Here is a 22,209-nt window from a genome sequence, read left to right as displayed (position 1 = left end):
TCAGTCACGCCCTAAAACCTGTAGGTCGCGCTCCCCAGCACGGTGCGGCCGATGCCGTAGAAGCAGTCGCCGCGCGCGAGGCAGGTGGTGACATGACGCTTGTCGGCAAGGTTGCTGGCGTTGACCTGAAACCGCCACGGGCCGGTCTCGTAGCGGATCATCGCGTCGAACAACGTGTAATCAGGCGTGCGGATGGTGTCGGTACCGTCCCAGGATTCGCCGATATAGCGCACGCCGCCGCCGATCGTGACGCCCTGCAGGCCGAACGCCGTGAGGCGGTACTTCGCCCATAGCGAGGCCTGATGTTCGGGGACGGTTTCGACACGCTTGCCGGCATTGTCGCCGCTTTCCACCGTGGCGTTGAGGTAGGAATAGGCGCCGATCAGATCGAGGTCCGGCGTCACGCGGCTGATCACCTCGAGCTCGGCACCGCGGATCCGCACCTTGCCGGTCTGGGCCGAGATTAAGGGATCGGGGCTGCTCGCCAGCCGGTTCTTCTCGGTGGTGTCGAAGATCGCGCCGTTGATCGCGGTGCCCGGCATCGGATTGTACTTGAATCCCAACTCCACCATTTCGCCCTGCTGGGCCCTGCAAACTCCGGCGCAGATGCCGGCGCCGAAGATCGGCGTGAAGGACTGCGCGTAAGTGACATAGGGTGTCAGGCCGAACGGCAATTCGTACATCAGCCCGGCGCGGCCGGTGGTCGCCCTGGTGTCCTCCGCCGGCGCCCCCTGTACATTGTTACTGACGAAATCCTGGCGGATGCCGAGGACAGCTAGCCACGGCCCGAGCCGCATCTGGTCTTGCGCATAAAGCCCGAGCTGACTCTGCCGCAGGTCTGCTTCAGGCGAGAGCGTTGGCGGGACGACCGGATTATAGACCGGCGCATAGAGGTCGAAGGGAGTCGGAGTCATTCCGCCGTCGACGTGTGCCCCCGACGACGCGCGTTCCCCAAGGCCGCGATAGTCGACGCCGAACAGCGCCTTGTGCGTGATCGCGCCTGTCGCGAATTTCAGCTCGGCGTTGGAGTCCGAGGTGAAGCTGTCCTTGGTGGTTTGCCGGCCCGAGACATAGCGCGCCACGGTGCGGTGCGAGGCATCGAGATATGGATTGTCCGGCTTTGAATAATTGTCCGGATATACCGTTCGGTAGATGCCCTCGACATGGGCGTAGCGCATGTTCTGCCGTATCTTCAGCCCGTCGCCAAAACTATGCTCGAACAGGCTGGAGACCGCGCCGGTCTCGGTCTGATATTTGTCAAAACTCGGATCGCTGGCGAAACGCCGCACCGGAATTAGCCCGTTCGGTCCCGGAAACAGCGTGCCCTCATGCGGCAGGAATGCGGTTGAGGAGCCGGTCGTGTCCTTCTGATAGGTGCCGAGCACGGTCCAGCTCGTATTGTTGGTCGGCCGCCAGGTCAGCGACGGCGCCAGCACGATGCGGTCGTCAGGGACGTAATCGGTCTGCGAGCCGCTGTCGCGGAATACGCCGATGAAGCGATACAGCCACTCGCCGTCCTTGGTCAGCTTGCCGGTACTGTCGAGTTGCACCTGCTTGCGGTTGAAGCTGCCAAATTGCACGCCGATCTCGTTGAAGGGCTCCGCCTGCGGACGCTTCGAGATCAGGTTCAGCAGGCCGGCCGTCGAGGTGTCGCCATACAGCACCGATGCCGGACCGCGCAGCACCTCGATGCGCGAGAGCGTGTAGGGATCGGGCCGCCATTCGTTGAACTGGAACGTGTTCACCATGCGGGTGCCGTCGAGATAGATGTTGGGATCCTGGCCGCGAACGCGCGGATAATCGCCGCGCGAATCCGGGCCATAGGCGTCGGCGAACACGCCGGGCACGTAGCGCAGCGATTCCTGCACGGTGAGCGCGCCCTGGTCGGTGATGCGGTCGGCGGTGACCACCGTGATCGATTGCGGGGTTTCACGCAGCGGCGTGTCGGTCTTGGTGCCGGTGCCGCTCTGGTTGGCGAGATAACCGCGCACCGGGCCGGTCGCCGTTTCAGCGCGCGCACCGGCGGTCGCGGCGGCATCAGGCGCCGTTTGTGCGCGCTGAGCAGCGCGACGGCTGGCGGCCGACGCAGATTGCCGTCTGGGTGCGGGGCGCGACCGCGCGGCCGGCGGACGTGAGGGCTGGTCGACGACGACTGCCGGCAACTCCCGCGCGGACGATTGCGCTTGCGCCGGCGTCACGTCGATCATCGCGGCGAGCATCGGCAGCGCGGCGCCGAGCCATCCCGCGGTCTTCAAACTTGCATTCATTTCCAGTCCTCATCGCTTCGCGCGGGACCAGTAACAAGCGCGACCACTGCGATGAAGTGCGTGAAGGATACAACGATGTGTAATCGGCGTGTAATCACGCGTTTAGAATTAGTATTTGTCCAAGCAGACGACTTGCAGCCGCCGGACGAAATTTAGAATTAGTATTGGTCTAATCAAATGACGTCATGCGAGAACACGGCGAGCCTTGCAATCGTCGACGTCCGTCATGCACGGCTATTCGCACGCAACCCTTCCACGTCACGGCGAGCGAATGCTGCCCGAGGCCCGGATCAATCAAAACTGTCCGCAACCGGCAGGCCGCAAGGTCGTCTGGAAAAAGGGCGACGTGATCGGCGTCAAGTTCGTGTAGCCTGACGGGCGCAGGCGCTTACTGCCTCCTCGCTGAAGGCGCAGATTGCCTGTGCCCTTGCCGGTGCAAACGCCATGACCCGTCTTGCTTTCATCCTCGCTTTGCTCTTCACCGCGCCCTGGGAAGAAGCCGAGATTGTTGACGTGAAAGATCAGGGAGCGGTCGACCTCAAGCCGTTCAACTGTAAGGACGTCACCCGGAGCACCATCATCAGCCGGGTCTGCTACGATGCCGAAAGCCGTCGCATGCTGGTCCAGCGCCACGCGGCCTACCACCAATATTGCGATCTGCCGAAGGACACGCTCGATGCGTTTCTGAACGCGCCCTCGATGGGCCAGTTCTTCAACGCCAACATCAAGGCGGCCGGCCGTGACGGGAACGGGCCGTATGACTGCCGCACAGATAAAGTGCTGTCTGATCAGTGACATCGGGCCTCCCGTCGCGGCATCGGCTCCTATTCGCGATCTCGTTATTTGACACTTCTTCTGTTTTTGTCAAAATCGTCAAATGAGTCCGCGCACCCGCATTCTCGATGCCGCAATGCTGGTGTTCCGCCGGCAGGGTTTCCGGCGCTCGTCGATCGAGCAGGCGGCAGAGGCCGCGGGCCTGACGCGGCAGGCGCTCTACCATCATTTCGAGTCCAAGGAAGCGCTGTTCCGCGCCGTCATCGAACGGCTGCATGAGGAGGCCCTTGCCGCCGAGATTGCCGCGGCCAGCGCCGCCGAGAACGAGGGCGGCAGCCTCGCCGACATCCTCGTCGCTTCGGTCAGCGCCAAGCTCGGGCAACTGGCCGCCTCGCTCGATGGCTCGCCCCATGTCGAGGAACTGTTCTCCGAACATTTGCTGCAGGCCCGCGACCTCTACCAGAAATACACCACCGCCTATACCGAGCAGCTCGCGGAAACGATCACGCGCGTCTGCCGCAAACAGGACCTCACGCTCAATGCCACGACGCCGCGCGATTTTGCACGGCACATCGAGATGGCGATTAACGGCACCAAATCCGCTTATCCGGCGCTGCAGCCGGCCGGCGCTTTCCTGAGGGATCTGGAGATCATGCTGCGGACGCTGGTGGCTGGCGCGGTGAGCCCGGCGCCGCGGAAGCCGGCGGCGAAGCCGAAGCCGGCAAGGAAATCCACTCCTCGCAAATCTGGAGATCGCAGATGAGCACGATGACGATCAACGGCAAGCTTGCTCCCCTCCCCGACGATCCCGATGCGCTGCTGGTCGACGTCGTGCGCGACGCGCTCGACCTTACCGGCACCAAGCTGGTCTGCGGGGCCGGCGTCTGCGGCGCCTGCACCGTGCTGGTCGATGGCGAGCCCGCCGTGAGCTGCCTGATGCCGGCGGGATCGGCTGCGAACAAGTCGATCACAACTGTCGAGGGCATCTGCGCCAAGGCATTGCACCCGGTGCAGAAGGCCTTCATGGCGCACGACGCCCTGCAATGCGGCTTCTGCACGCCGGGCTTCATCGTCGAGGCCGCGGCATTTCACGATTCCTGGAGGGCGGCAAAGGGGACAGCCGTGCCGTCGCGCGAGGAAATCGGCGCGGCGCTGTCGGGCCATCTCTGCCGCTGCGGCGCCTATGACGGCATCTTCCGCGCCGTGGCGGATGCCTGTGCCGGCCGCTTCGACGGCAACGATATCCTGCCACCGCGCATGGAAGCGCGCGACAAGGTGACGGGATCGGCGAAGTATACCGTCGACATCCATCATGACGGCCAGCTCGAAGGCGTGATCCTGCGCTCGCCGTTCGCGCATGCGCGTATCAGCGAACTCGACCTGGCGCCGGCGCGCGCGATGCCGGGGGTGAGCGCTGTGATCTCGCTGCTCCGCGACGATCGCATCGTCCGCTATGTCGGCGAACCGATCGCCGCCGTCGCGGCAAAGGACCGCAAGACCGCACTGGCCGCGATCGCCGCCATCAAGCTCGGCAGCGAACGCCTGCCGTCGGCGATCGGGCTCGACGAAGCGCGCAAGGCCGATGCGCCGGTCGTATTCGAAAAATCCGCGCGCAAGATGGCCGGCAACGTCTCCGAAGGCGGCGGCGCGCCGGCCTCCTGGAAAGGCAACATCCGCGGACCGTCGGCAGCTTTTTCCAAAAAGCCGAAGAAGGTGCGGAGCTGGGTCGAGGGCGCACGCGCGGCGAATAATCCGCTGCTGGTGGAGGCTATCTTCCGCACCGGCACGCAACAGCATGCCTGCCTCGAGCCGCATGCGGCGGTGGCGCGTTTCGACGGCGACCGGCTCACCGTGCATGTTTCGACGCAGGCGGTGTTTCATGTGATGGAGCTGATCGCCAAGCGCTACAAGCTCGGCCGCGACAAGGTACGCGTGATTGCCGATCATGTCGGCGGCGGTTTTGGTTCGAAGGCAGCACTCGGCGTGGAAACGACCACGGCGATCGAACTGGCACGCGAAGCCAAGGTGCCGGTCAGGGTAGCCTACGACCGGCATGAGGAGCTTTCGGTGACGGGCTATCGGCCGGCAACGGAAGTGAAAATTGCATTGCTGCCGTCCGAGCAAGGCGAACTGAAAGCCCTTTCGCTGACCGCTTATGCCGACACGGGAGCCGCGACCAATTCGACCATCGCGGCACTTGCCCGCCTGATCTATCCCGCGGAAGGCAAGGAGCTCGCCGATTTCGACGTCATCAGCAATTTGCCGGCCGGCGCTCCCTTCCGCGGACCCGGCGGGCCGCCGATGGCGTTTGCGCTGGAACAGGCGATCGACGAAGCGGCGCTGCGCATGAACATCGATCCGGTCGCGCTGCGCAAGCGCTGGGATCCCGATCCCAACCGGCAGCGGCTGTACGATTGGGCCTCAGGCCTGGAGGTCTGGCGCAACCGGAAACCGATAGCCGCGCAGAGCGGCCGCTATCGCCGCGGCGTCGGCGTCGCCACCGGCTACTGGCTTTATCTGTGGCAGCCCGGTTCGAAGGTCGAGGTGGCGGTGAAGGCCGGACGCCTCGTCGCCAGCACCGCGACGCAGGATATCGGCACCGGCACCCGCACCGTGATCGCCAATACGGTCGCGCGCGAATTCGGGCTGGAGCCGCACGAGATCGAGGTCAGGATCGGCGATTCAAAACTGCCGGAAGGTCCGGGCTCGGGCGGCAGCCGCGTCACCGCTTCGGTGATCCCGCCGATGCTGCTGGCGATCGAGCAGTTGAAGGCGTCGATCCAGCAACACGCAAAACGGCAGCCGGTCCCCGGCTCCAACGCGCCATGGCGCGACATGCTCGCGGCATCGCCCGACCTCTCCGCTTCCAGCGTACGCCCGGAAGACTCCCGGCAGATGGCGCCGGGAATCGAGTCGCCGCTCAAACAGGTCGGCTTCCTGGGCTGGATCTTCGGCTGGATGATGCGGCGCTTCTCCAACCTTGCGATCGGCGCCGGCGTGCCGAGTTCGGTACAGGTGATCGAGGTCGAAGTCGATACCTGGCTCGGTCATGTACGCGTCGTCAACGTTCATACCGGCATTGCGGTGGGCAAAATCGCGGCGCCCGCGCTGGCGCACAGCCAGGCGGCGGGCGCCGTCATCCAGGGCATCGGCTACGCGCTCTATGAAGCACGCGAAGTCGATTCCCGCACCGGCGATGTGCTCAGCGGCGGCATGGAGGATTATCGCATTCCCGGCATCGCGGACACGCCAATGATCGACGTGCATTTCGACCAGAGCGGCTTCGACCACGTGCTCGGCGGCAGCGTCGGCATCGGCGAAGTCGCAACCGTACCGACCTCGCCCGCGGTCGCCAACGCGATTTACAATGCGACCGGCGTTCGGCTGACCGAACTGCCGATCCGTCCCGACCGTCTCGTCGCCGCGCTCAAAGGGAGGGCCGCCGCATGACCCCATCAGCCATGACCGCCACGCAAGCAGGCGAATTCCGCGCCGCCGGCACCGACCTCTCCGAGCGGCGGCGCAGCGGCGTCTCGACCGGACCGCTGATCGACATATCAGCCGCTCCCGACACGATCGGGATGCATTGGGGCACTGAGGGGAGTTTGCGCATCGGCGCCTTCACCACCATTGCCGCCATCGCTGCGGACGCGCGCCTCGCCGCGGCGTATCCGGGCATTGCCGCATCCGCGCAAGGTCTGGCGACGCCGCAGATCCGCCACCTCGCCACCCTCGGCGGCAATCTCGCGCAGCGTTCGCGCTGCTGGTATTTTCGAAATCCGCACATCGCCTGCCTGAAGAAAGGCGGGTCCGACTGTCCGGCCCGGTCCGGCAATCATCTCTATCATGTCGCCTTCGACCTCGGTCCCTGCGTGGCGCCGCATCCCTCGACGATGGCGGCGGCGCTGCTGGCCTATGAGGCGAAAGTGACGACCGACCGCAGGAGCTCGCTGACGATCGGCGACCTCCTCGGCGACGGCTCCAACGGCAGCGCCGACAACGCGCTGCAGCCGGGCGAGATGATCAAGAGCATCGAGCTTCCCGTTCCGCTGCAAGGCGAGCACGCGCTGTACAAGCGCGCGATCAGCCGCACCCATGCGGAATGGCCGCTGGTCGAGATCTGCGCCCGCGCCGTGATCAAGGACGGCGCGTTCCAGTTCGTCCGCCTCGCCGCCGGCGGCATCGCATCGGTGCCGCTGCGGCTCGTCGCAGCGGAAGCGGCATTGCAGGGGAAGCCGGCCAATGTAGCAGCGATTGCCGTTGCCGCAGAACGCGCGACATCAGGTGCAAAGCCGTTGCCGATGACGGGATATAAACTCGATCTGCTGAAGGGGCTCGTGCAGGACTTGCTGGAGCGGCTGGCGGGTAACCAGGCCACGGGCTCATAAGCGCCAACCTAAGCTCCCCGCAGGACCATAAGGGAGTGGATGCATCGATCGCCGGGAGGCGCCGGTATGACGCCGGCGAAGCGCCGGCGGAAATTGAATGTCTTTTTCATGTCTTATGTTCCATAGTGTCTTCCTGTTCTTATTATCCATAGTGTCTTCCTGTCGGCGACCTCTCGCTGGCAGACGCAGGAGAAGTGAGTTGACTGCGCGATTGCTTTTTACGAACGCTGGTAACGCTCCGAGCAACAATCTGGCCCGCAGCCTGCGAACGGGTGACGGGCCTGTCTTCATAGTCGGCTGCAATGACGACCAGTTCGCGCTGAAGAAATCCGACGCGGACAGACATTATCTCGTTCCGCCCGCGAACCATCCGGAGTGGGCCGAGACACTGCAATGGATCGCCGAGACCGAATGCCTGGATCTCATTATTCCGACCGTTGATTCCGATGTAGATGATCTGTCGCGCGCGCGTAACCGTCTGGGTGAGTACCTGTTCCTGCCGCGGGCGTCCGTGGTCGACATCTGCCGGGACAAGTATCGTCTCATTGAGCTCCTGCGCAGCAACGGCATCGACGCGCCCGCGAGCTACCCGGTGAAGGATATGAGGCACATCACCGGGATTTTCCGCCAACTTGGCGGGAAGCGACCCCTTTGGTGCCGCGTTCGAAGCGGAGCCGGCGCGCTTGGCGCCCTGCCGGTACGGACGCCCGAGCACGCGCGCGGCTGGATTCGGTACTGGAAAGAAATGCGCGGCATACCCGTGACTTCGTTTGTACTTTCAGAGTACCTGCCAGGCCGCGATTTCGGCTGTCAAAGCCTTTGGAAGGATGGTGAGCTGGTACTGATCAAGACGTATGAACGGCTTTCCTATCTCGGGATGGGCAGTCAACCGTCGCAAGTCTCTTCGGTGGCAGCCCTTGCAAAAACAGTCGTCGAACCGAAAATCGTCGACACCTGCGTCCGGGCCATCAGGTTGCTCGATGCAAAAGCATCCGGCGTCTTCAGCGTGGATCTCAAGGAGAATACGCGCGGCATTCCCTGCATCACGGAAATCAACGCGGGCCGGTTTTCGTCGGCGACCAATATTTTTGATCTGGTTGGAAAACACAACATGGCGAAAACTTTCGTCCGTCTGGCGCGAGATCTGCCGGTCGACATCGAGGACAGCTACGACGCCGCACCGGATTGGTACATGCTGCGAGACCTCGACGGAGCGCCGCGCATCTTCCACGCGTCCGATTTCTCAGATAACATCATGAACGCTTGGCAAGCGGCAGCCTCTCGTCGGGGCCGCTTGAAAGCAATTTAAAGGGGCAAAAGCATATGGCGTACATCCAAGTCTTCAAGAGAGTAAGCAAGGGTCGAACGTATATTCGGGTGGCGGTCACACCTAAGAGCCCGGAAACGCGAGCGTTGCTTCGTCAATTTCAGGCCGGAGTAAAGGATTTTGAGAAAAATTGGAAAGCGACCAAAGCCGCACAAAAGGATCGCGCCGAAAGAGCTGCAAGGGCAAAAAAGGCCAAGAAAAAGAAGGCAAGTAAGTAGCAGTGGCGCAGCCGAGGATCAGACCGTAACCACTATCACGATCGATGGAGACGTCGATAGCCATCAGCTCGAGGCACTTAAGCTCGAGCTGCGAGCATTAGCCCACTCTTGCGGGCTTGAGGTCAGCGGCATTGAGATTGAGACCTCGATGCGAGACTAGCGTCGTTGAGCATGATCTAAACCCGAAGCGGGACGGGAGTTCACGCTCAATCGACAAATTGAAGCGCGGTGGGGATTGCCTCAATGCCACCGCGCTTCAGGGCGAGCAGCTACCACACAGAGTCTGCTCTTCAGGGGAGTGTCGCATACCCAGCTCGCGGAACAGAGTGGCCCCCTTGTCGAGGTGATGTTCGGCGTTTGCCTGCTGGTCGATGAATCGGTAGTGCTTTCCGAGTCCAAGGTGACATTGCGCCACGAGCGGTCGCAGATCGAGCTCTTGGGCCCTTTGGAGAGCTTGGAGAAGATTTGCTTCGCTCTCGTTCAAGAAGGCTGGGTCGCCTCTCAGACCAAGCTCACCAAGCAATCGGAGCGCGTAAGCCTCGTAGCCCCGTTCACCATGCTTGCGGGAAAGGCTGAGCGCCCGCCGGGCGCATCGCTCGGCATCGGCGATGCGCAGACCGCGAAGATACGCTTTGCCCAAGCGGACCAAAATCATCGCGAATCCGCCCCAGCGATGCATTTCGTTCGACTTAGCTTCGGTCTTCTCCAGAAGCGCGATGGATTCGTCGACGCGATCGGCTAGGTAATAAGCGTGTCCGAGCGAGGTGCCGATCAGCGGCAGCATCAGTGGAAGAATCCATGAGTGACAAATTTCAAGGCCCTGCTCAAGGGCAGCGATGCTTTCGGATACCTTGCCTTGAAACACCAGGACGGTTCCGATGCTGTAATAGGAAAACGCCAAGCTATAGACTTGGTTTGCTGCTCGGGCAATTTCCACGGCTTCTTCCGCACAGGCTAGTGCGCGACCAAACTCACCGAGCTCGGCCAGCGAGCATGCAAGATATCCGCGCATGAAAACCCCGAGTACCCCGGGGGTACCCATGTTGGCTCCGGCGAGATCGCCGCGAAGGCAGTGAACGGCCGGGCCCAATACCTGTGACGCGCGATGATGATCGCCTGTGGCAGCATACGTTGCTCCTATGTGCCCGCTAACGATCATCCGAAGCGACAAATCATCCAATTCGTCCGCTATGGTCATGGCGCGTTCACCGGCCTCGATCGCCGGGCCCAGTTCGCCCAGCAAGCGGTAGTATTGGCACATGAATGATGAAGCCTGACCTAGCCTTCGCTTGTCGCCGAGTCGGGTCGCCTGATCCTGCACCCTCCGCAAGTGATCCAGGCAGCTCTCGAGGTGTCCCAAGGGGTGAAGGGCGTTTCGCAGATCGAAGCGAATATCGATAGCAAGTTCGATACTTTCTTTGCTTTCGGGCAGCTTCTCAAGGACGGCGAGCGCCTGTTCGAACCAGCCTCGCCCGTTCTCGAGCGCCGACCGCGAGAGCGCTTTCAGTCCGGCCTGTCGCAGGTATCGAACAGCCTTGTCCGGCAACTCCCCGCGAACCGCATGTTGCGCGAGACGCTCAATGTGTTCGCCGATCCGATCCCGATACAGAGTCTCGATCGTGTCGACCAGTCGCGCGTGCAGCGCGCGCCGTCGCGTCCGCAGCAAGCCCTCGTATGTCACCTCGTGGGTGAGCGCGTGTACGAACGCGTATTCGACGTCCGGAAAAAACCTGGTCTCATGGAGAAAGCCAGCCGCCTGCAACCGATCGAGCGCGCCATCCAGAGCGCCTTCTGTCAGATCGGCCATCGCTCGGAGCACGGCGAACGGAATCTCCCGGCCCACGACGGAAGTGATCTGCAGAAGATTCTTGTCACCGGGAAGAAGCCGATCTATTCGCGCCGCCAAGATGGCCTGGACAGTCGGTGGAACCTGAATGGTCGCGGTCGGACTCATCAATCGATAATGACCGCGTTCGCCGACAAGATATTGGGTTTCCACCAGAGAGCGGACGGTTTCTTCGATAAAAAAAGGGTTGCCACCCCGCGCGATCAGAAACCGCTTGAGTGGAGCAATGCCGGGATCCTCGCCAAGCAGCGCCTCCAGCAGATAGCCGGTGTCACGCCTGGGCAACGCGCTTAGCCGGATCTGATGGTAGTTCTCCCTGCTCCCCCAGTTGTGCTGGTAGCCCGGGCGGTAACTGACGAGCAGCATGAGGGATGCCGACCCCATGGCACTCACCAGGGCATCGAGCAATTCCTGCGTTTCGTTATCCACCCAATGGAGGTCATCGAAGATCAAGAGGACCGGCTGCTTGCGTGCTTCCCGCAGCAACAAAGCCTTTACGGCGTCGATGTTGCGACGCCGACGCTGAGCTGGATCGAGCGCGTGCCAGCCCTGGTCATCGACGGGGATATCGAGCAAAGCCAATAGCGCGGGAAGCGTCGATGCCAGCCGCTCGTCGAGCGCGATGGTTTTCTGGACCACCTTTTGGCGGATCTCATCAAGCTCGTCCCGATCCTGGATTCCAAAGTAGCTCTTGAGAAGCTCGATCACGGGCAAGTAACTGGTCGCTCTTTCGTGCGAGAGCGACGTGCTCTCGAGCACGAGCCAGCCAAGCAGACCAGGCAGCCGGCTTGTATGCGTGAACTCATAGACAAGCCGTGACTTGCCGATGCCGGCCTCGCCGATGATCGCCACCAATTGGCCCGACCCCGTATCGGCCCGCTGCTGTACGCGGCGCAGCTCATCGAGCTCCGCCTCGCGGCCGACAAACAGGGTCAGGCCGCGAATCGTTGCGGCCTGCAAACGGGTGCGCGCGGGCCCCGCACCGATGAGCTCATAGACCTCCTCGGGCTCGGCAAGCCCTTTAACCGGCAGCGGACCGAGCGATCGCGCCATGACGTATTCCTCGGCCAACCGAATGGTTTTCTTCGTCGTCAGGATCGAGCCGGGCTCCGCCATCTGCTCCATGCGAGCGGCCACGTGCACAGCCTCACCAACAACGGTGTATTCCATGTCGAGCTCGCTGCTGATGGCACAGATGACAACTTCGCCCGAGTTGAGCCCAACGCGAATTTTGAGCGGCGTATTGGCGCGGTCCGCCAGTTTGGCCACGGCGTCCTGCATCATCAAGGCGGCGGAACAGGCGCGCACGGCGTGATCTTCATGGGCGAGCGGCGCGCCAAAGATCGCCATGATGCCGTCACCCAGGATCCTGTTGACGGTCCCCTCATAACGGTGGACGGCATCGATCATCTGCTCGAGCACAGGATTGAGGATCGCCTGCGCGCTCTCCGGATCCTGGCCGGATATCAGGGCCAGTGAGCCCGTGATGTCTGCGAACAGCACGCTCACCTGTTTTCGTTCACCCCCAAGCTCGGCGGTGGAGGTGAGAATGTTCGCTGTGAGGGGCTGGGCAGTCTGTGGCTTCAACGCCTCAGAGCGCGCAGACAGGTAGTTTGCGACGCTCTGATTTGCGACGCTCTGGCTCGTTGAATGACCGCAATGTGAACAAAACCTCGCCGTCGGCGCAATTTGAGTGCCGCAGTTCGTGCAAACGCGTGCCAGCACAGAAGCACATTGTTCGCAGAACTTCGCCGCCGGGCCGTTTTCGTGCTGGCAACTCTGGCAAATCATTTAGGTCCCTGAAAAATCGTGACCACGGTACCGTCGAACACCATTGTCAACAAGCTGGTATTTTGGGCCGACCGGCTACGCCGACGGCCCCAGTCGATCCAGAGCCGCCGAGATCTGTCTGACGGCATTAGAGCTTCGCTGACATTGTAACCGTGCCGGGCGCGCATGCGCTGGCTTTGACTGGGACAGAGCCCACTCCCTTAATGCCTCGCACGAACTAATCGGACCGTTGAGCGCCGCCGAGAGGTCTCCTGGACGGTCTACGAGGCGGTCTATTCAATCGGGAGAATTTCAGAACTGGAGACTTGCTCATCCATGAGCCGCTCTTCGCCCAAACCTTGGTCTGCGGGCGTGTCAGCTCTTGCGTCGTTATTCGGGACAAGCCGGACATTTTATCGCAAATCCGAACGTCCCGATTTATGAGCGCACGCTCAAAGCAGGACGGACTAGAGAAGCTAATCCACAATTTTTGGATGATCGTGTGGGCGGAGGGTTGCGGCCACAGCTACCCACCGACAGGCTTTTCGGACGATGGCATTGAGGTCGGCGGATTACGTCTTCTGCTGATCTGTCTCACGAAGCCGCGAACGCCTCAATGATCCTCGAACTCGTCTTCCTCGTTGACCTTGCTGTTGCCCCTGAACCAGCGCGACACCGACTTCTTGGCTCCGACCGATCCGGTCGAGTAGGGATCGCGTGACCCGTAAGGGTTACGCTGCCCGGCGCGCGCGGCGACCTGATCGCCCGACACCGCCGCGGGCTGACAGATGGTGCGGCGGGAGGCACGGCGCATCAGGTCGACGTGGATGTGATCCTCGTGATGGGAATTCGAGCCCGGGGCCAGCACGGTGTTGAACTGCTGACAGGCGGCCCCCTGCACGTCGCGCAGAAAGCCCTGCTCTTCGGGCATGCCGCGCCAGCCGCCCTTGACCGTGATGCGACGGCCGTCGGCGAGCGTGAAGGCCGCGATGTCGAGCGCGTTGCCGAAGGCGTGCTCGGAAATATGCCCGTGCGGATTGCCATTCATGCCGCGGCACGAATAGGCCGAGATCTGCTTGATCTCGACGACGCGCGCGCCGAACCAGCGCATCGCCGCCGGCTGCACGGAATCGGTGAGCCAGCGGTCGAGCGCCGAGACGATCGGGCACGCCAGCGTCGCCGCCGGTTTCATCGAGACCTGCCCGAAGGCGCTGACGGAATTGCCCTGCGCCGGCCCGAGCCGCGGCGCGGCCGGCGTTGCCGGCGGTGGCGAATAGGATGGCTGCGGATATGGCGCGGAAGAAGGCGCCGGGTAGCGCTCGCGCGGCGGATAGGACGGCGCCGCCATATAGCCGCTGTCGCGCGATGCCGGCGTGCCTTCGGGCGGCAGGTCGACGTCATCCTCCTGCGGGCCGACGCCCGGCGCGGAGAGCGAGATCGGACCGTTCGACGGCGCGACATAGGTCGGCTGCCGCGGTGCCGGAGCCGGATAGTTTCCCGAATGGCTTCCCTGATAGTTTCCTTGATAGTTTCCTTGATAGTTTCCTTGGGGCGCAGCCGCCGCCGGCGCGCGCGTGATCGGCCAGCGCGGCTGGTTGCCGATATTGCCGGGAGGCCGCAGGCTTTCGTCGGCAAAGCCGAAGCTGGTGATGTTTTCGCCGAGCGCCGCCACTTTCAGCGGATATTCCGCGCCGCATACGCCGGGACCGGAAATCGGGTCGATCCGGACCAATTCCGGGCTCTCCTTGACCGCGCCGGACTTCAGGCAAGCGACTTCGGCCTCGGCGCGCCACGGTTCGCGCTCGGCGGACTGAAAAAATCCGCGGCCACAACCCGCTAACGAGACGAGGACGAAGGAGCCGACGAGATACAAACGAACTCCGCGCGTCATCGCCCGCACGTTCAACTAATTTATTTAAAGACTCTTCAACATGTTGATTTTACGAATTTTTTACCATGTTTCCGGGAGCTGCCGTCCGTGGAGAGCCGATGGAGGGACAGCAACGCTGACTTTTTGGGCCGGGAACGCTTTGCTAGCCTAAAGTGTTATGTGCGGGCACGACGTGAACCCAGGGAGCTGTCCCCAATGGATTTCGCAAGTCCTCTCGTGAGCAGACTTAGCGTTGTCACTGCGTATCTTGCACTCGCCTTTGTCGGCGCGATTGTGCTTGGCGTGTTCTAGAATTCTCGTCCAGAGATGGACCTGAACGCCCGGTGACCATGTCATCGGGCGTTTTCGTGAGCTGACTTAGCGTCAAGAGCGAAGAATCGATGAAGGCTCTAAGAGCGCTGCCCGGACTATGTCTGCCATGACGTCACTAGGCTGTCGGCGCGGCGCGTGATGCGGCTCCAATTGTTGCCGGAGCAGTAGAAGCGGCCGAGCGCGCAGGCTTCGACGCGCAGCGTGTTGGTCCCCTTCATCGATATCGTGCCGTAATAGGTCTCGCCAGAACCCTGGCTGTAGACGCCGCCGGTCCATTGCCGGTCCGTTTTCGGCTTCATGTTGATCAGGATCGCTTCGCCCTTCTCGTTCGATGAACCGAGCAGAAAGCCGCACAGCGCATTGCCACACTTGGCGATCCGCACCGTTCCCTTGCCTTCGGTCTGCCAATCGCCGATCGGAGAATCAGACGGCTCTTCCTCGGCCCGATGCGCGATGCGCTCGACCTGCGGCGCAGGCTGCGCGGTCTCGACCGGTTGCGCGGCCTGCGGGGGCGGCGGCACCGGAATCGAACCCTGTTGAACGGGTGGCGGTGCTGGCGGCGGAGGTGGCGGAGGCGCATCGACGATCTGGCCTCTCGATGCGGCCATCGTGTAAACGGCCGGCGGCGGCACGGCAACGATGGTCTTGGCCGGCGCCGTGATCGCCGGCGGTGCGGGCGGCGAAATCGTCTGCGGCGCAGTTGGCGCGACCGTCTGCGGCGCGGACGGCACCGGCTTCGCCGGTACGGCCGCGTCGCGCTCATCGTCGTAGCGGTCACGCTTGCGGCGCCAGTCGAGGTTTCTGGAGATCGACATCCTGGCACACGAGACCGAACGGCAATGCCTGGAGGATTCGATCTGCACCCGATGGCGGCCGACGTTGAATGAAATCCCGGCGGCATAGGCCGAAGAACTGAGCGTGATCAGCACGGCGAGAAAACAAAATCGTTTCATCGAAGCCTCCCCGCAGGTGACGCGGAAAACTAGCCGCGGGGAGCCTTGACCGGATGTGATTTGAATCACCGAGCCGCGCCGTCGCGGTGCTTCCGGCTGTGGCGCTCCCGAGGCGTCTTGTGACGTACATCACAGAACGCCTCCCTCGCGCCGCGTAGGGTCCGCGCACATTCACCGCCACGCGCTCACAAGCCGCTCAGGAGCCTGTCATGAAGAAGCTCGACATACTCGCCGCATTGTTGATGGCCACCACCTCGGCGCATGCCGGCGGAATTACGCTCCAGATCAACGGCGAGCGCGTTCGCGTTGAAGCGCCGCGCAACTGCAACGCCATCTCCTGCGTCAAGATCACCGCGCCCGGCTATAACGGCACGCTCGGCAATGTCGATCTCAAGGGCATGGGCTCCAAGCGCAAGGACGACGATGACGCCGTGGCGACCGCGCCGGCCGCACCGGCAGCACCCGCTCCGGCCGAGGCCGCCGCGCCGCAGCCCCCCGCTCCCGCCGTGACTGCGGTGACGCCCGCGCCCGCTCCAACGACCGTTGCGGCCGCGACACCGGCACGGACCGAAGCTGCACCGCCCGCTCCGCCTCCGCCGCCCGCGCCGATCGCTACCGCGCCCGCGCCCGCGCCGGCCCCGGTGGCCGCAACCGCCGCGACCGATCCAAACTCGCCGATCGGCATCTGGGCGACGGAAGAGAACAAGGGCAACGTGCGCATCGAGGAATGCGGCGCCAATCTGTGCGGCTATTCCGTCAACACCGGCGCAAGGATCCTGATCAACATGAAGCCGCAGGGCAGCAAGTGGACCGGCCGAATTAATGATCCCGACAGCGGCCGCAACTACGACTCGACGATCGCGCTGAAGAGCAGCAATACGCTCAAGGTCCAGGGCTGCGCCTTCGGCGGCATGTTCTGCGGCGGCCAGACCTGGAAGCGCGTGAGCTGATTACCTTCTCCCCGAGACTTGAGGCCCTGTGGTTCGCCACAGGGCCTTCTTTATGCGCATCGTCAAATTGCGCCGGGTACCGTCACTTCGTACGATTAAAAACCACGTCGAACTTTTGCTTTACGACAACTTGGTCGTAGACGCCTCTCAGACTGTCACTCGCGGCATCATATTTGAGTGTGTAAGTTGAGCCGCCGTAACCGCCAGCGCGTAATTCAAAGAATAGCTTGAGCGCGTTTCCGTCGCGGGTAACTTCTGCGGTGTGAAAAGGTAGCGGCCTCGGATTGGCATAACTGGCGTCAAGCTTGCCGTTTTCATCAACCGCACTGATGTTGATTACATATGGGCCTTCGGTTCGCGCCCACCGGCCAACCAGTGCGCCAAATGCCGGTACTGCCGAGCCGGTGGGCGCGACCGGCGGTGTCTGCGCCAGTGCACCGCTGCCGAACACCGCACCCATGCCAGCAAGTGCGATTAGGCCATTTCTAATGGCAGCGTTTCGCTTCTCTTTCGTCGATTTGGTACACTTCATCATTGCAGCTCCCAAATGTGATGCAAGGATTTGCCCGGCGCACCGGCCCAAAGCTCGGCGCCGCTGGATGTTCCAGGCCGCCCAGCACATGAAGTTTGCAGAGGTTCGGACTCCAGTCGGCGGACCTGCTTCTTGTTGCATTGTGATAGTCACCCCGCCACGGCAGCCGACACTTCAGCACCGATCCGGGCACCACTGAGCTGCAGGATGACGCCGTTGGCGTTCTGCAACTGCACGCCCCCAGCTCCGGCGGCGATCGCACCGCCTGCGCCGGCGACGGCCTGCAAGATCGCCGGGGCGCCGCAAGTTCAGTGCCCTGCCAACGAACTTACTGGTGGAGGCGCCGATCTGAAGGCTCCGACACGCTCGGCTATCTCCCAACAAGACCGGCGTTTCGGCGTTGCGGCAATAATACGGGTTAGTTTGGGGCCCTTTTCTTTCGGCTCGCGCCCTTCAAAGCACTTGCCGAGGTCGTCACTGATCCATCATTCATTTGAAGACAGGTCAAGAGATCGACATAACTCGCTTCGCCGGCAACCGTCGCCTCTCCCTCACACTGGGCTCTGACAGCCGGGGAATACGAAGACCAAATCGGGTCCAATTGTTGTCGCGCTGAATGCTCATCGCTCATGCACTTGTCGAAACCTTGAGGTAAGGCCAAACCCATCGCTTTATCGGCTTCTACCGATCCTCTGCAGGTAGCTTCGACGTTGAGTTTTGGGATGGCATCGGAAATGGGCGTCAACAATTGAGTACTCGCCAATTGAGTGCTTACCGCAATTGCCATGATTACTGGGTGCATGGGATGTCCTTTCTTTAATGACAGCGGGACGTGCAACTGCGCACGCCCCGCTCGACCCGCCCGCCGCGACTAGCCGCCGCCGGGTTCGACTCGTGGCGGATTCTTCATATCCAGCAACGGTACGGAGGAAATCTCCCTGCGGTACTTGGAATCCATAGCTGTCTTCATGGTTTCTCCTTCCGTCCAGTAGAAAACGTCGGATCGACTAGACCATGCGCGCCGCCACTCTCCTGCTCGTTCTACTTGCTAGCGCGCCGAAGCCGACATGGCTTGCTGAGCGTTTTTTAAGTAAGGTCCTTTGACGGATGCTGAGGCGTACGGAAACGGAGTGGCACATTTCCCGGTTGATCTAGATCAAGGCATGTCCGAGTCGGCCCGAATACCGACCTGATTCCAATGCCTGCCCGCTGACGCATGCTTCTCGTGCTCTGTAACTCAGCCGAGGAGCATGGCCATGCAGCTTGCGTCGATACGACTATGGCTTCGCGCTAACGAGTCCGCGGCCTAGCTTGCCGCCCGGAACTGAACCTCGCCGTTGTTCAGAAAACATGTCTTGGTGAAGAGGCTCAGATCCAGCGGATTCGGCAATCTGACATCTTCCAGATCAGGGCATGGTTTCTTCAACGGATCGTATGAGCGATCGATCTGGGAGATAAAGACGAAGATCAATCCTCGATCGCGTGCGAACGACTGCAGGGAGCGAACCTGAACCATCAATTCCGGATTCTCGCGCTTCTGGTCGAGCAGCTGCAGATAGTCCACGACCACCAGGGTGCCGCGAGGCGCGCCTGCCAACCGCTTGACGATGTAATCCGAACTTATTTCGTCGGAGCTGTCGAATTCAAACAGGCCGGCAAAATCCTCGCGCGCCACGCCGATGGCACGGAAACGATCCAGCATGTCCTTTTCCGTGTACTCCAGCGTGAAGAACACGCCTCGACTGCCGGACTTCACGGCCTGCACGGCGAGTTCAAGGCTCATCAGGGTCTTGCCCTGGCCCGGGCGCGCACCCACCAGCACCAGGTCGCCGGGAGCCAGCCGCGCAAACAGTTTTTCGGCGGGTGCGGTGGCAGTCACCTTGGCTGCGAGCAAACTCCAGCCGCTAAAACCCTCTTGCCTGGCAACGCGGTCGAGCGCCTCCTGCAGCGGGATATTTTCTGCACGGGATAGAAGTTTGGCCTTACGCTTCAAGTGATAAAGGGGCGCAGAAAGCTTCATCGAAGAACCTCCTATTGCGAGCAATGATCACAACCCCTCCTTATGCTTGGTGCTCGAACAGTTGGTTCGATGATCGCAATGGCCCCGCATGAATGATGCTTTCCCGACGGAGGGGGGAGGCATGGGCCGCGCCAGAATCAGATTATAGCCGATCCGTGCCGAACAGACATTGCCAACCTTGGGCGAGGTTGCGGAAAAGTAGTGGAAACCGCTCGAGCGGCAGCCATGCGGGAGCCCCCGCGACGAAACAATTCCCCCTGCGACGAAGCAATTTTGCGCTTGCGACGACAAATGGTCCAGAAGCGCGCGCAGCTCAGCGATGGCTGCAAGGCCGTCTTTCAGTACGCACCGGCGGCCGCCGCCACGCCCGTGAACTACGCGCCCGCGGCAAAGCCCTCCAGGCCGCTCAACCTGACGCCGCACAAGCGCGGCTGAGCATTTCCTTATTAAAGTCACAGCGCCATGTCCCGGTATATCCCGGACGTGGCGCTTTCTCGTTTCGGCCTCCCGTGACAACAAACGCGGCGTTCATCCCGCATTCAGGCTAACGGCGCTGAAATCAGAGCCCCGCCTACTGCCTCCCCCGTGAACGGAATCCCGATGTCGCGCCAACTTTCCTACGCGCTTGCGCTGCTGGCCTGCGGCACGACGGTGGGCGCGACGGAAGTTTTCGCAGGCCCGCCCGAGCTGACGCAACTGGCGCAGGCACAGACCGAGCCTTCGCAGCCGGCCGCACCGGCGACGACCGCGCCCGATCCCGCCACCACGCCTGCCACTGATGCGCAAGCGCCCGAGGAGCCGGTCGGCAACGTCGCCACCGTGACCGGCAGCGCCAGCGTGATCCGCAACGACAAGACCACGCCGCTCAAGGTCAAGGACGACATCTATCTCAACGACGTGGTGCAGACTGGAGCGAATTCCGCGCTCGGCATCACCTTCATCGACGCCACCACCTTTAATCTCAAGGCGAGCACGAAGATCACCATCGACAATTACGTCTATGAGGACGGCGGCAAGAGCAACGCGGCGATCTTCGACGTCGCCAAGGGCACCGCCGCATTCGTCGCCGCCTCGGTGGCAAAAACCGGCGACATGAAGATCACGACGCCGACGGCAACGCTGGGCATTCGCGGCACCACCGGCCTCGTCGAAGTGCCGGAGGGCGCTGCCGCCAACAATCCGAACAACGTCGCGGTCAAGCTTTATCCCGACGCCGACGGGCGCGTCGGCCGCATCGAGGTCAACGACCGCGCCGGCGCGCGGCTCGGCTTTCTCACGCAGGGCGCGAGCGGCTTCACCATCCGGCCAGGTAGCGGCGGCGTGCGCTTCGCAGCGGTGTCGCTGGTAATCCCGCAGCAGGTGATGCTGCGCGACCAGGGCTTTGTGCGTCAGCTTCACTCGATGCAGAATGTCGGCCGGCAGGTCGTGTTCCAGCAGCGCGAATTCCGCCGCGCCAATCCCACCTTCGTCAATCCGAACCGGCCGATCCGGCAATTCCAGCCTGGCCAGCAGCGGCAGAATGGCCTGCCTGGACAAGTCAGGCCCGGACAACAACAGCCCGGTCAGTTGAACCGTCCCGGCCAGCCGCGACAGAACGGCCTGCCGGGGCAACCCGGTCAGCCGCCGCTGCCGGCCGTACCGAACCGCCAAGGACAGAACCAGGGACAGAACCAAGGACAGCAGCCTGATCGGCTCAATCGTCCCGGACAGCCGCAACAGCCGGGTCAATTGAACCGGCCCGGTCATCAGCAACAGCCAGGCGCGCCGAACCGCCAGGGACAACAGCAGCCAGGCTCACCCAATCAACCCGGCGTGCCGCCGCGGGCCGGACAACCGTCACGCCCCGGTCTGCCGGCACAGCCCGGACTGCCGCCGCGTGCGGGACAGCCGTCACGATCCGATCTGCCACCGCAGCCCGACCTGCCACCGCGCGCAGGCCAACCGCAACAGCCCCCAGTGCCTGCGCAATCCGCGCCACAGGGGCGGCCGGGACTGCCTAATCGGTACGGCGTGCCCGGACTGCAGCGCGCGCCCGGCGTTCAGGGCGCGCCCGCCATACAGCGCCCGGGACTGACCGCCGCGCCGAGGTGGCCAGCCACCGCGCCGCAACGAGGCAAGCCGCTGCCAAAGGAATTGCGGTAGTGCGCAGAGGATGGGATCAGGCCGCGCCCCGCAGCCAGTCCCGTACGCGCTGAAGCAGGTTTCTGCCCGGCTGCTCTCGCCTCTGCATCTCGGCCGGTTCGACGGCCACCGGCTCTATCTCTGGCGCAAATGACGGCGTGACGGCCGGCTGCGCTTCCTCGACGGATGCACCCGCGGTCGCATCGATCACGTCAGTCACATCCTCTTGCTGCGCAAGCTGCGGCAAGGGCTGATCGGTTGGGGACGAAGCAGGCGTAGCAGTGACTGCGGGAGGCGCTGTGACGTCGGCTCGCCGCGTCCGGCGCTTTTCCGGCGCCGGTTGTTTGGCCCGTGCTTTCCGGGTGGTCGCGGCATGCGCCGCCGCGGAGAGTGCAATCGGGCCTACATTTTCAAGAAACGCGCGCTCGTAATCGCGGGAGAGCCGGTCGACGGCGTCCGCAAGCGGCAGCCAGTCCACGGCCTTCACGTCTCGCATCAGCTCATGAACCGCGCCGCCGCGCGCTTCCATGCGCCAGTAGTGCACGACCTTCGAGCCGCCGCTGGTCTCATAGACCAGCGTGCCCAGAAACTCGTGCACGGAAACATCGTGCCCGGTCTCTTCCATCACCTCGCGTTCGGCGGCGGCGCGCGGCGTCTCGCCGTCGTCGAGCTTGCCCTTGGGCAGCACCCATTCATTGCGTTTGCGCAGGCGCACTACGGCGACCAGCGGCGTCTCCGCCGGCCGCAGCACAATGCCTCCCGCCGCCAGCACGGGCGTTCGCGCCATCTCTCTTCCCGTTTTTCCCGATTTCGAATCTCGCGACCATATAGCGGCAAGCG

17 protein-coding genes and 2 pseudogenes are annotated in these 22,209 nt (G+C 62.8%); 9 read left to right on the top strand and 10 right to left on the bottom strand.

Features of this window, described 5'->3' with window-relative positions; all coding sequences use genetic code 11:
- Nucleotides 1–11: 11 nt before the first annotated feature.
- Nucleotides 12–2,267, bottom strand: coding sequence for a TonB-dependent siderophore receptor (locus tag V1294_RS11795; RefSeq protein WP_334497230.1), 2,256 nt, complete (start codon nucleotides 2,265–2,267; stop codon nucleotides 12–14).
- A gap of 226 nt (nucleotides 2,268–2,493) precedes the next feature.
- Here V1294_RS11795 and V1294_RS11790 point away from each other — a divergent pair, with 226 nt between their 5' ends.
- The 6 genes from V1294_RS11790 to V1294_RS11765 all read left to right on the top strand — a co-directional run bounded on the left by V1294_RS11790 (nucleotide 2,494) and on the right by V1294_RS11765 (nucleotide 8,738).
- The gene (locus V1294_RS11790; RefSeq protein WP_334497228.1) at nucleotides 2,494–2,637 is read left to right on the top strand and encodes a hypothetical protein; all 144 of its coding nucleotides are present in this window, start codon (nucleotides 2,494–2,496) and stop codon (nucleotides 2,635–2,637) included.
- Nucleotides 2,638–2,711: 74 nt separating this feature from the next.
- Complete coding sequence (locus tag V1294_RS11785; protein ID WP_334497226.1) at nucleotides 2,712–3,062, top strand: KTSC domain-containing protein; 351 nt, start codon at nucleotides 2,712–2,714, stop codon at nucleotides 3,060–3,062.
- An 82-nt stretch (nucleotides 3,063–3,144) separates the two neighbouring features.
- Nucleotides 3,145–3,804, top strand: a complete 660-nt coding sequence (locus tag V1294_RS11780; RefSeq protein ID WP_334477916.1) for a TetR/AcrR family transcriptional regulator — start codon at nucleotides 3,145–3,147, stop codon at nucleotides 3,802–3,804.
- Nucleotides 3,801–6,491, top strand: a complete 2,691-nt coding sequence (locus V1294_RS11775; RefSeq protein WP_334497224.1) for a molybdopterin-dependent oxidoreductase — start codon at nucleotides 3,801–3,803, stop codon at nucleotides 6,489–6,491. Before V1294_RS11780 ends, V1294_RS11775 begins: the two co-directional genes overlap by 4 nt.
- Nucleotides 6,488–7,429, top strand: a complete 942-nt coding sequence (locus V1294_RS11770) for an FAD binding domain-containing protein (RefSeq protein WP_334497222.1) — start codon at nucleotides 6,488–6,490, stop codon at nucleotides 7,427–7,429. The genes V1294_RS11775 and V1294_RS11770 overlap by 4 nt, the downstream gene beginning before the upstream one ends.
- A gap of 199 nt (nucleotides 7,430–7,628) precedes the next feature.
- Nucleotides 7,629–8,738: a hypothetical protein gene (locus V1294_RS11765; protein ID WP_334497220.1), complete on the top strand. Its 1,110-nt coding sequence runs from the start codon at nucleotides 7,629–7,631 to the stop codon at nucleotides 8,736–8,738.
- Between the two features lie 81 nt (nucleotides 8,739–8,819).
- Here V1294_RS11765 and V1294_RS11760 read toward each other — a convergent pair whose 3' ends face one another.
- The 5 genes and pseudogenes from V1294_RS11760 to V1294_RS11745 all read right to left on the bottom strand — a co-directional run bounded on the left by V1294_RS11760 (nucleotide 8,820) and on the right by V1294_RS11745 (nucleotide 15,746).
- Entirely contained in the window at nucleotides 8,820–9,038 is a 219-nt protein-coding gene (locus V1294_RS11760; RefSeq protein WP_334497218.1) for a hypothetical protein, read from the bottom strand.
- Nucleotides 9,039–9,230: 192 nt separating this feature from the next.
- On the bottom strand, nucleotides 9,231–12,329 hold the full coding sequence (locus V1294_RS11755) for an ATP-binding protein (RefSeq protein ID WP_334497216.1): 3,099 nt from the start codon (nucleotides 12,327–12,329) through the stop codon (nucleotides 9,231–9,233).
- 141 nt (nucleotides 12,330–12,470) lie between these two features.
- A pseudogene (locus tag V1294_RS37945) lies at nucleotides 12,471–12,611 on the bottom strand (zinc-ribbon domain-containing protein); the annotation flags it as partial.
- A gap of 592 nt (nucleotides 12,612–13,203) precedes the next feature.
- The gene (locus tag V1294_RS11750) at nucleotides 13,204–14,481 is read right to left on the bottom strand and encodes an extensin-like domain-containing protein (protein ID WP_334497214.1); all 1,278 of its coding nucleotides are present in this window, start codon (nucleotides 14,479–14,481) and stop codon (nucleotides 13,204–13,206) included.
- Between the two features lie 407 nt (nucleotides 14,482–14,888).
- Entirely contained in the window at nucleotides 14,889–15,746 is an 858-nt protein-coding gene (locus V1294_RS11745) for a DUF2147 domain-containing protein (RefSeq protein WP_334497212.1), read from the bottom strand.
- A 209-nt stretch (nucleotides 15,747–15,955) separates the two neighbouring features.
- Between V1294_RS11745 and V1294_RS11740 the strand changes: the two genes are divergently transcribed.
- Nucleotides 15,956–16,696, top strand: coding sequence for a DUF2147 domain-containing protein (locus V1294_RS11740; RefSeq protein ID WP_334497210.1), 741 nt, complete (start codon nucleotides 15,956–15,958; stop codon nucleotides 16,694–16,696).
- Between the two features lie 82 nt (nucleotides 16,697–16,778).
- Here V1294_RS11740 and V1294_RS11735 read toward each other — a convergent pair whose 3' ends face one another.
- The 3 genes and pseudogenes from V1294_RS11735 to V1294_RS11725 all read right to left on the bottom strand — a co-directional run bounded on the left by V1294_RS11735 (nucleotide 16,779) and on the right by V1294_RS11725 (nucleotide 19,248).
- Nucleotides 16,779–17,231, bottom strand: coding sequence for a hypothetical protein (locus tag V1294_RS11735; protein WP_334497208.1), 453 nt, complete (start codon nucleotides 17,229–17,231; stop codon nucleotides 16,779–16,781).
- Nucleotides 17,232–17,377: 146 nt separating this feature from the next.
- Nucleotides 17,378–17,576 (bottom strand): annotated as a pseudogene (locus V1294_RS11730) (hypothetical protein); the annotation flags it as partial.
- A gap of 958 nt (nucleotides 17,577–18,534) precedes the next feature.
- Nucleotides 18,535–19,248 (bottom strand): DNA helicase, encoded by a 714-nt coding sequence (locus tag V1294_RS11725; protein WP_334497206.1) that lies wholly within the window; start codon nucleotides 19,246–19,248, stop codon nucleotides 18,535–18,537.
- Nucleotides 19,249–19,539: 291 nt separating this feature from the next.
- Between V1294_RS11725 and V1294_RS11720 the strand changes: the two genes are divergently transcribed.
- Both V1294_RS11720 and V1294_RS11715 read left to right on the top strand, forming a co-directional pair.
- Nucleotides 19,540–19,683, top strand: coding sequence for a hypothetical protein (locus V1294_RS11720; protein WP_334497204.1), 144 nt, complete (start codon nucleotides 19,540–19,542; stop codon nucleotides 19,681–19,683).
- 165 nt (nucleotides 19,684–19,848) lie between these two features.
- Nucleotides 19,849–21,390, top strand: coding sequence for a FecR domain-containing protein (locus tag V1294_RS11715; protein ID WP_334497202.1), 1,542 nt, complete (start codon nucleotides 19,849–19,851; stop codon nucleotides 21,388–21,390).
- Between the two features lie 16 nt (nucleotides 21,391–21,406).
- On the opposite strand, the gene V1294_RS37940 is transcribed toward V1294_RS11715, so the two are convergent.
- Entirely contained in the window at nucleotides 21,407–22,156 is a 750-nt protein-coding gene (locus V1294_RS37940) for an NUDIX hydrolase (RefSeq protein ID WP_442895334.1), read from the bottom strand.
- Between the last annotated feature and the right edge of the window lie 53 nt (nucleotides 22,157–22,209).

The organism is Bradyrhizobium sp. AZCC 1678, from assembly GCF_036924765.1.
GTDB classification, from domain to species: domain Bacteria; phylum Pseudomonadota; class Alphaproteobacteria; order Rhizobiales; family Xanthobacteraceae; genus Bradyrhizobium; species Bradyrhizobium algeriense.
The sequence above is the reverse complement of the archived record's forward strand: the minus strand, read 5'-3'. Positions and strand labels throughout refer to the sequence as shown.

Bases quoted from the DNA above. Each gene is read 5' to 3' on its own strand.
- V1294_RS11795 (WP_334497230.1), bottom strand. From the start codon at position 2,267: ATGAATGCAAGTTTGAAGACCGCGGGATGGCTCGGCGCCGCGCTGCCG.
- V1294_RS11790 (WP_334497228.1), top strand. From the start codon at position 2,494: ATGCACGGCTATTCGCACGCAACCCTTCCACGTCACGGCGAGCGAATG.
- V1294_RS11785 (WP_334497226.1), top strand. From the start codon at position 2,712: ATGACCCGTCTTGCTTTCATCCTCGCTTTGCTCTTCACCGCGCCCTGG.
- V1294_RS11780 (WP_334477916.1), top strand. From the start codon at position 3,145: ATGAGTCCGCGCACCCGCATTCTCGATGCCGCAATGCTGGTGTTCCGC.
- V1294_RS11775 (WP_334497224.1), top strand. From the start codon at position 3,801: ATGAGCACGATGACGATCAACGGCAAGCTTGCTCCCCTCCCCGACGAT.
- V1294_RS11770 (WP_334497222.1), top strand. From the start codon at position 6,488: ATGACCCCATCAGCCATGACCGCCACGCAAGCAGGCGAATTCCGCGCC.
- V1294_RS11760 (WP_334497218.1), bottom strand. From the start codon at position 9,038: ATGGCTATCGACGTCTCCATCGATCGTGATAGTGGTTACGGTCTGATC.
- V1294_RS11750 (WP_334497214.1), bottom strand. From the start codon at position 14,481: ATGACGCGCGGAGTTCGTTTGTATCTCGTCGGCTCCTTCGTCCTCGTC.
- V1294_RS11745 (WP_334497212.1), bottom strand. From the start codon at position 15,746: ATGAAACGATTTTGTTTTCTCGCCGTGCTGATCACGCTCAGTTCTTCG.
- V1294_RS11740 (WP_334497210.1), top strand. From the start codon at position 15,956: ATGAAGAAGCTCGACATACTCGCCGCATTGTTGATGGCCACCACCTCG.
- V1294_RS11735 (WP_334497208.1), bottom strand. From the start codon at position 17,231: ATGATGAAGTGTACCAAATCGACGAAAGAGAAGCGAAACGCTGCCATT.
- V1294_RS11725 (WP_334497206.1), bottom strand. From the start codon at position 19,248: ATGAAGCTTTCTGCGCCCCTTTATCACTTGAAGCGTAAGGCCAAACTT.
- V1294_RS11720 (WP_334497204.1), top strand. From the start codon at position 19,540: ATGGTCCAGAAGCGCGCGCAGCTCAGCGATGGCTGCAAGGCCGTCTTT.
- V1294_RS11715 (WP_334497202.1), top strand. From the start codon at position 19,849: ATGTCGCGCCAACTTTCCTACGCGCTTGCGCTGCTGGCCTGCGGCACG.
- V1294_RS37940 (WP_442895334.1), bottom strand. From the start codon at position 22,156: ATGGCGCGAACGCCCGTGCTGGCGGCGGGAGGCATTGTGCTGCGGCCG.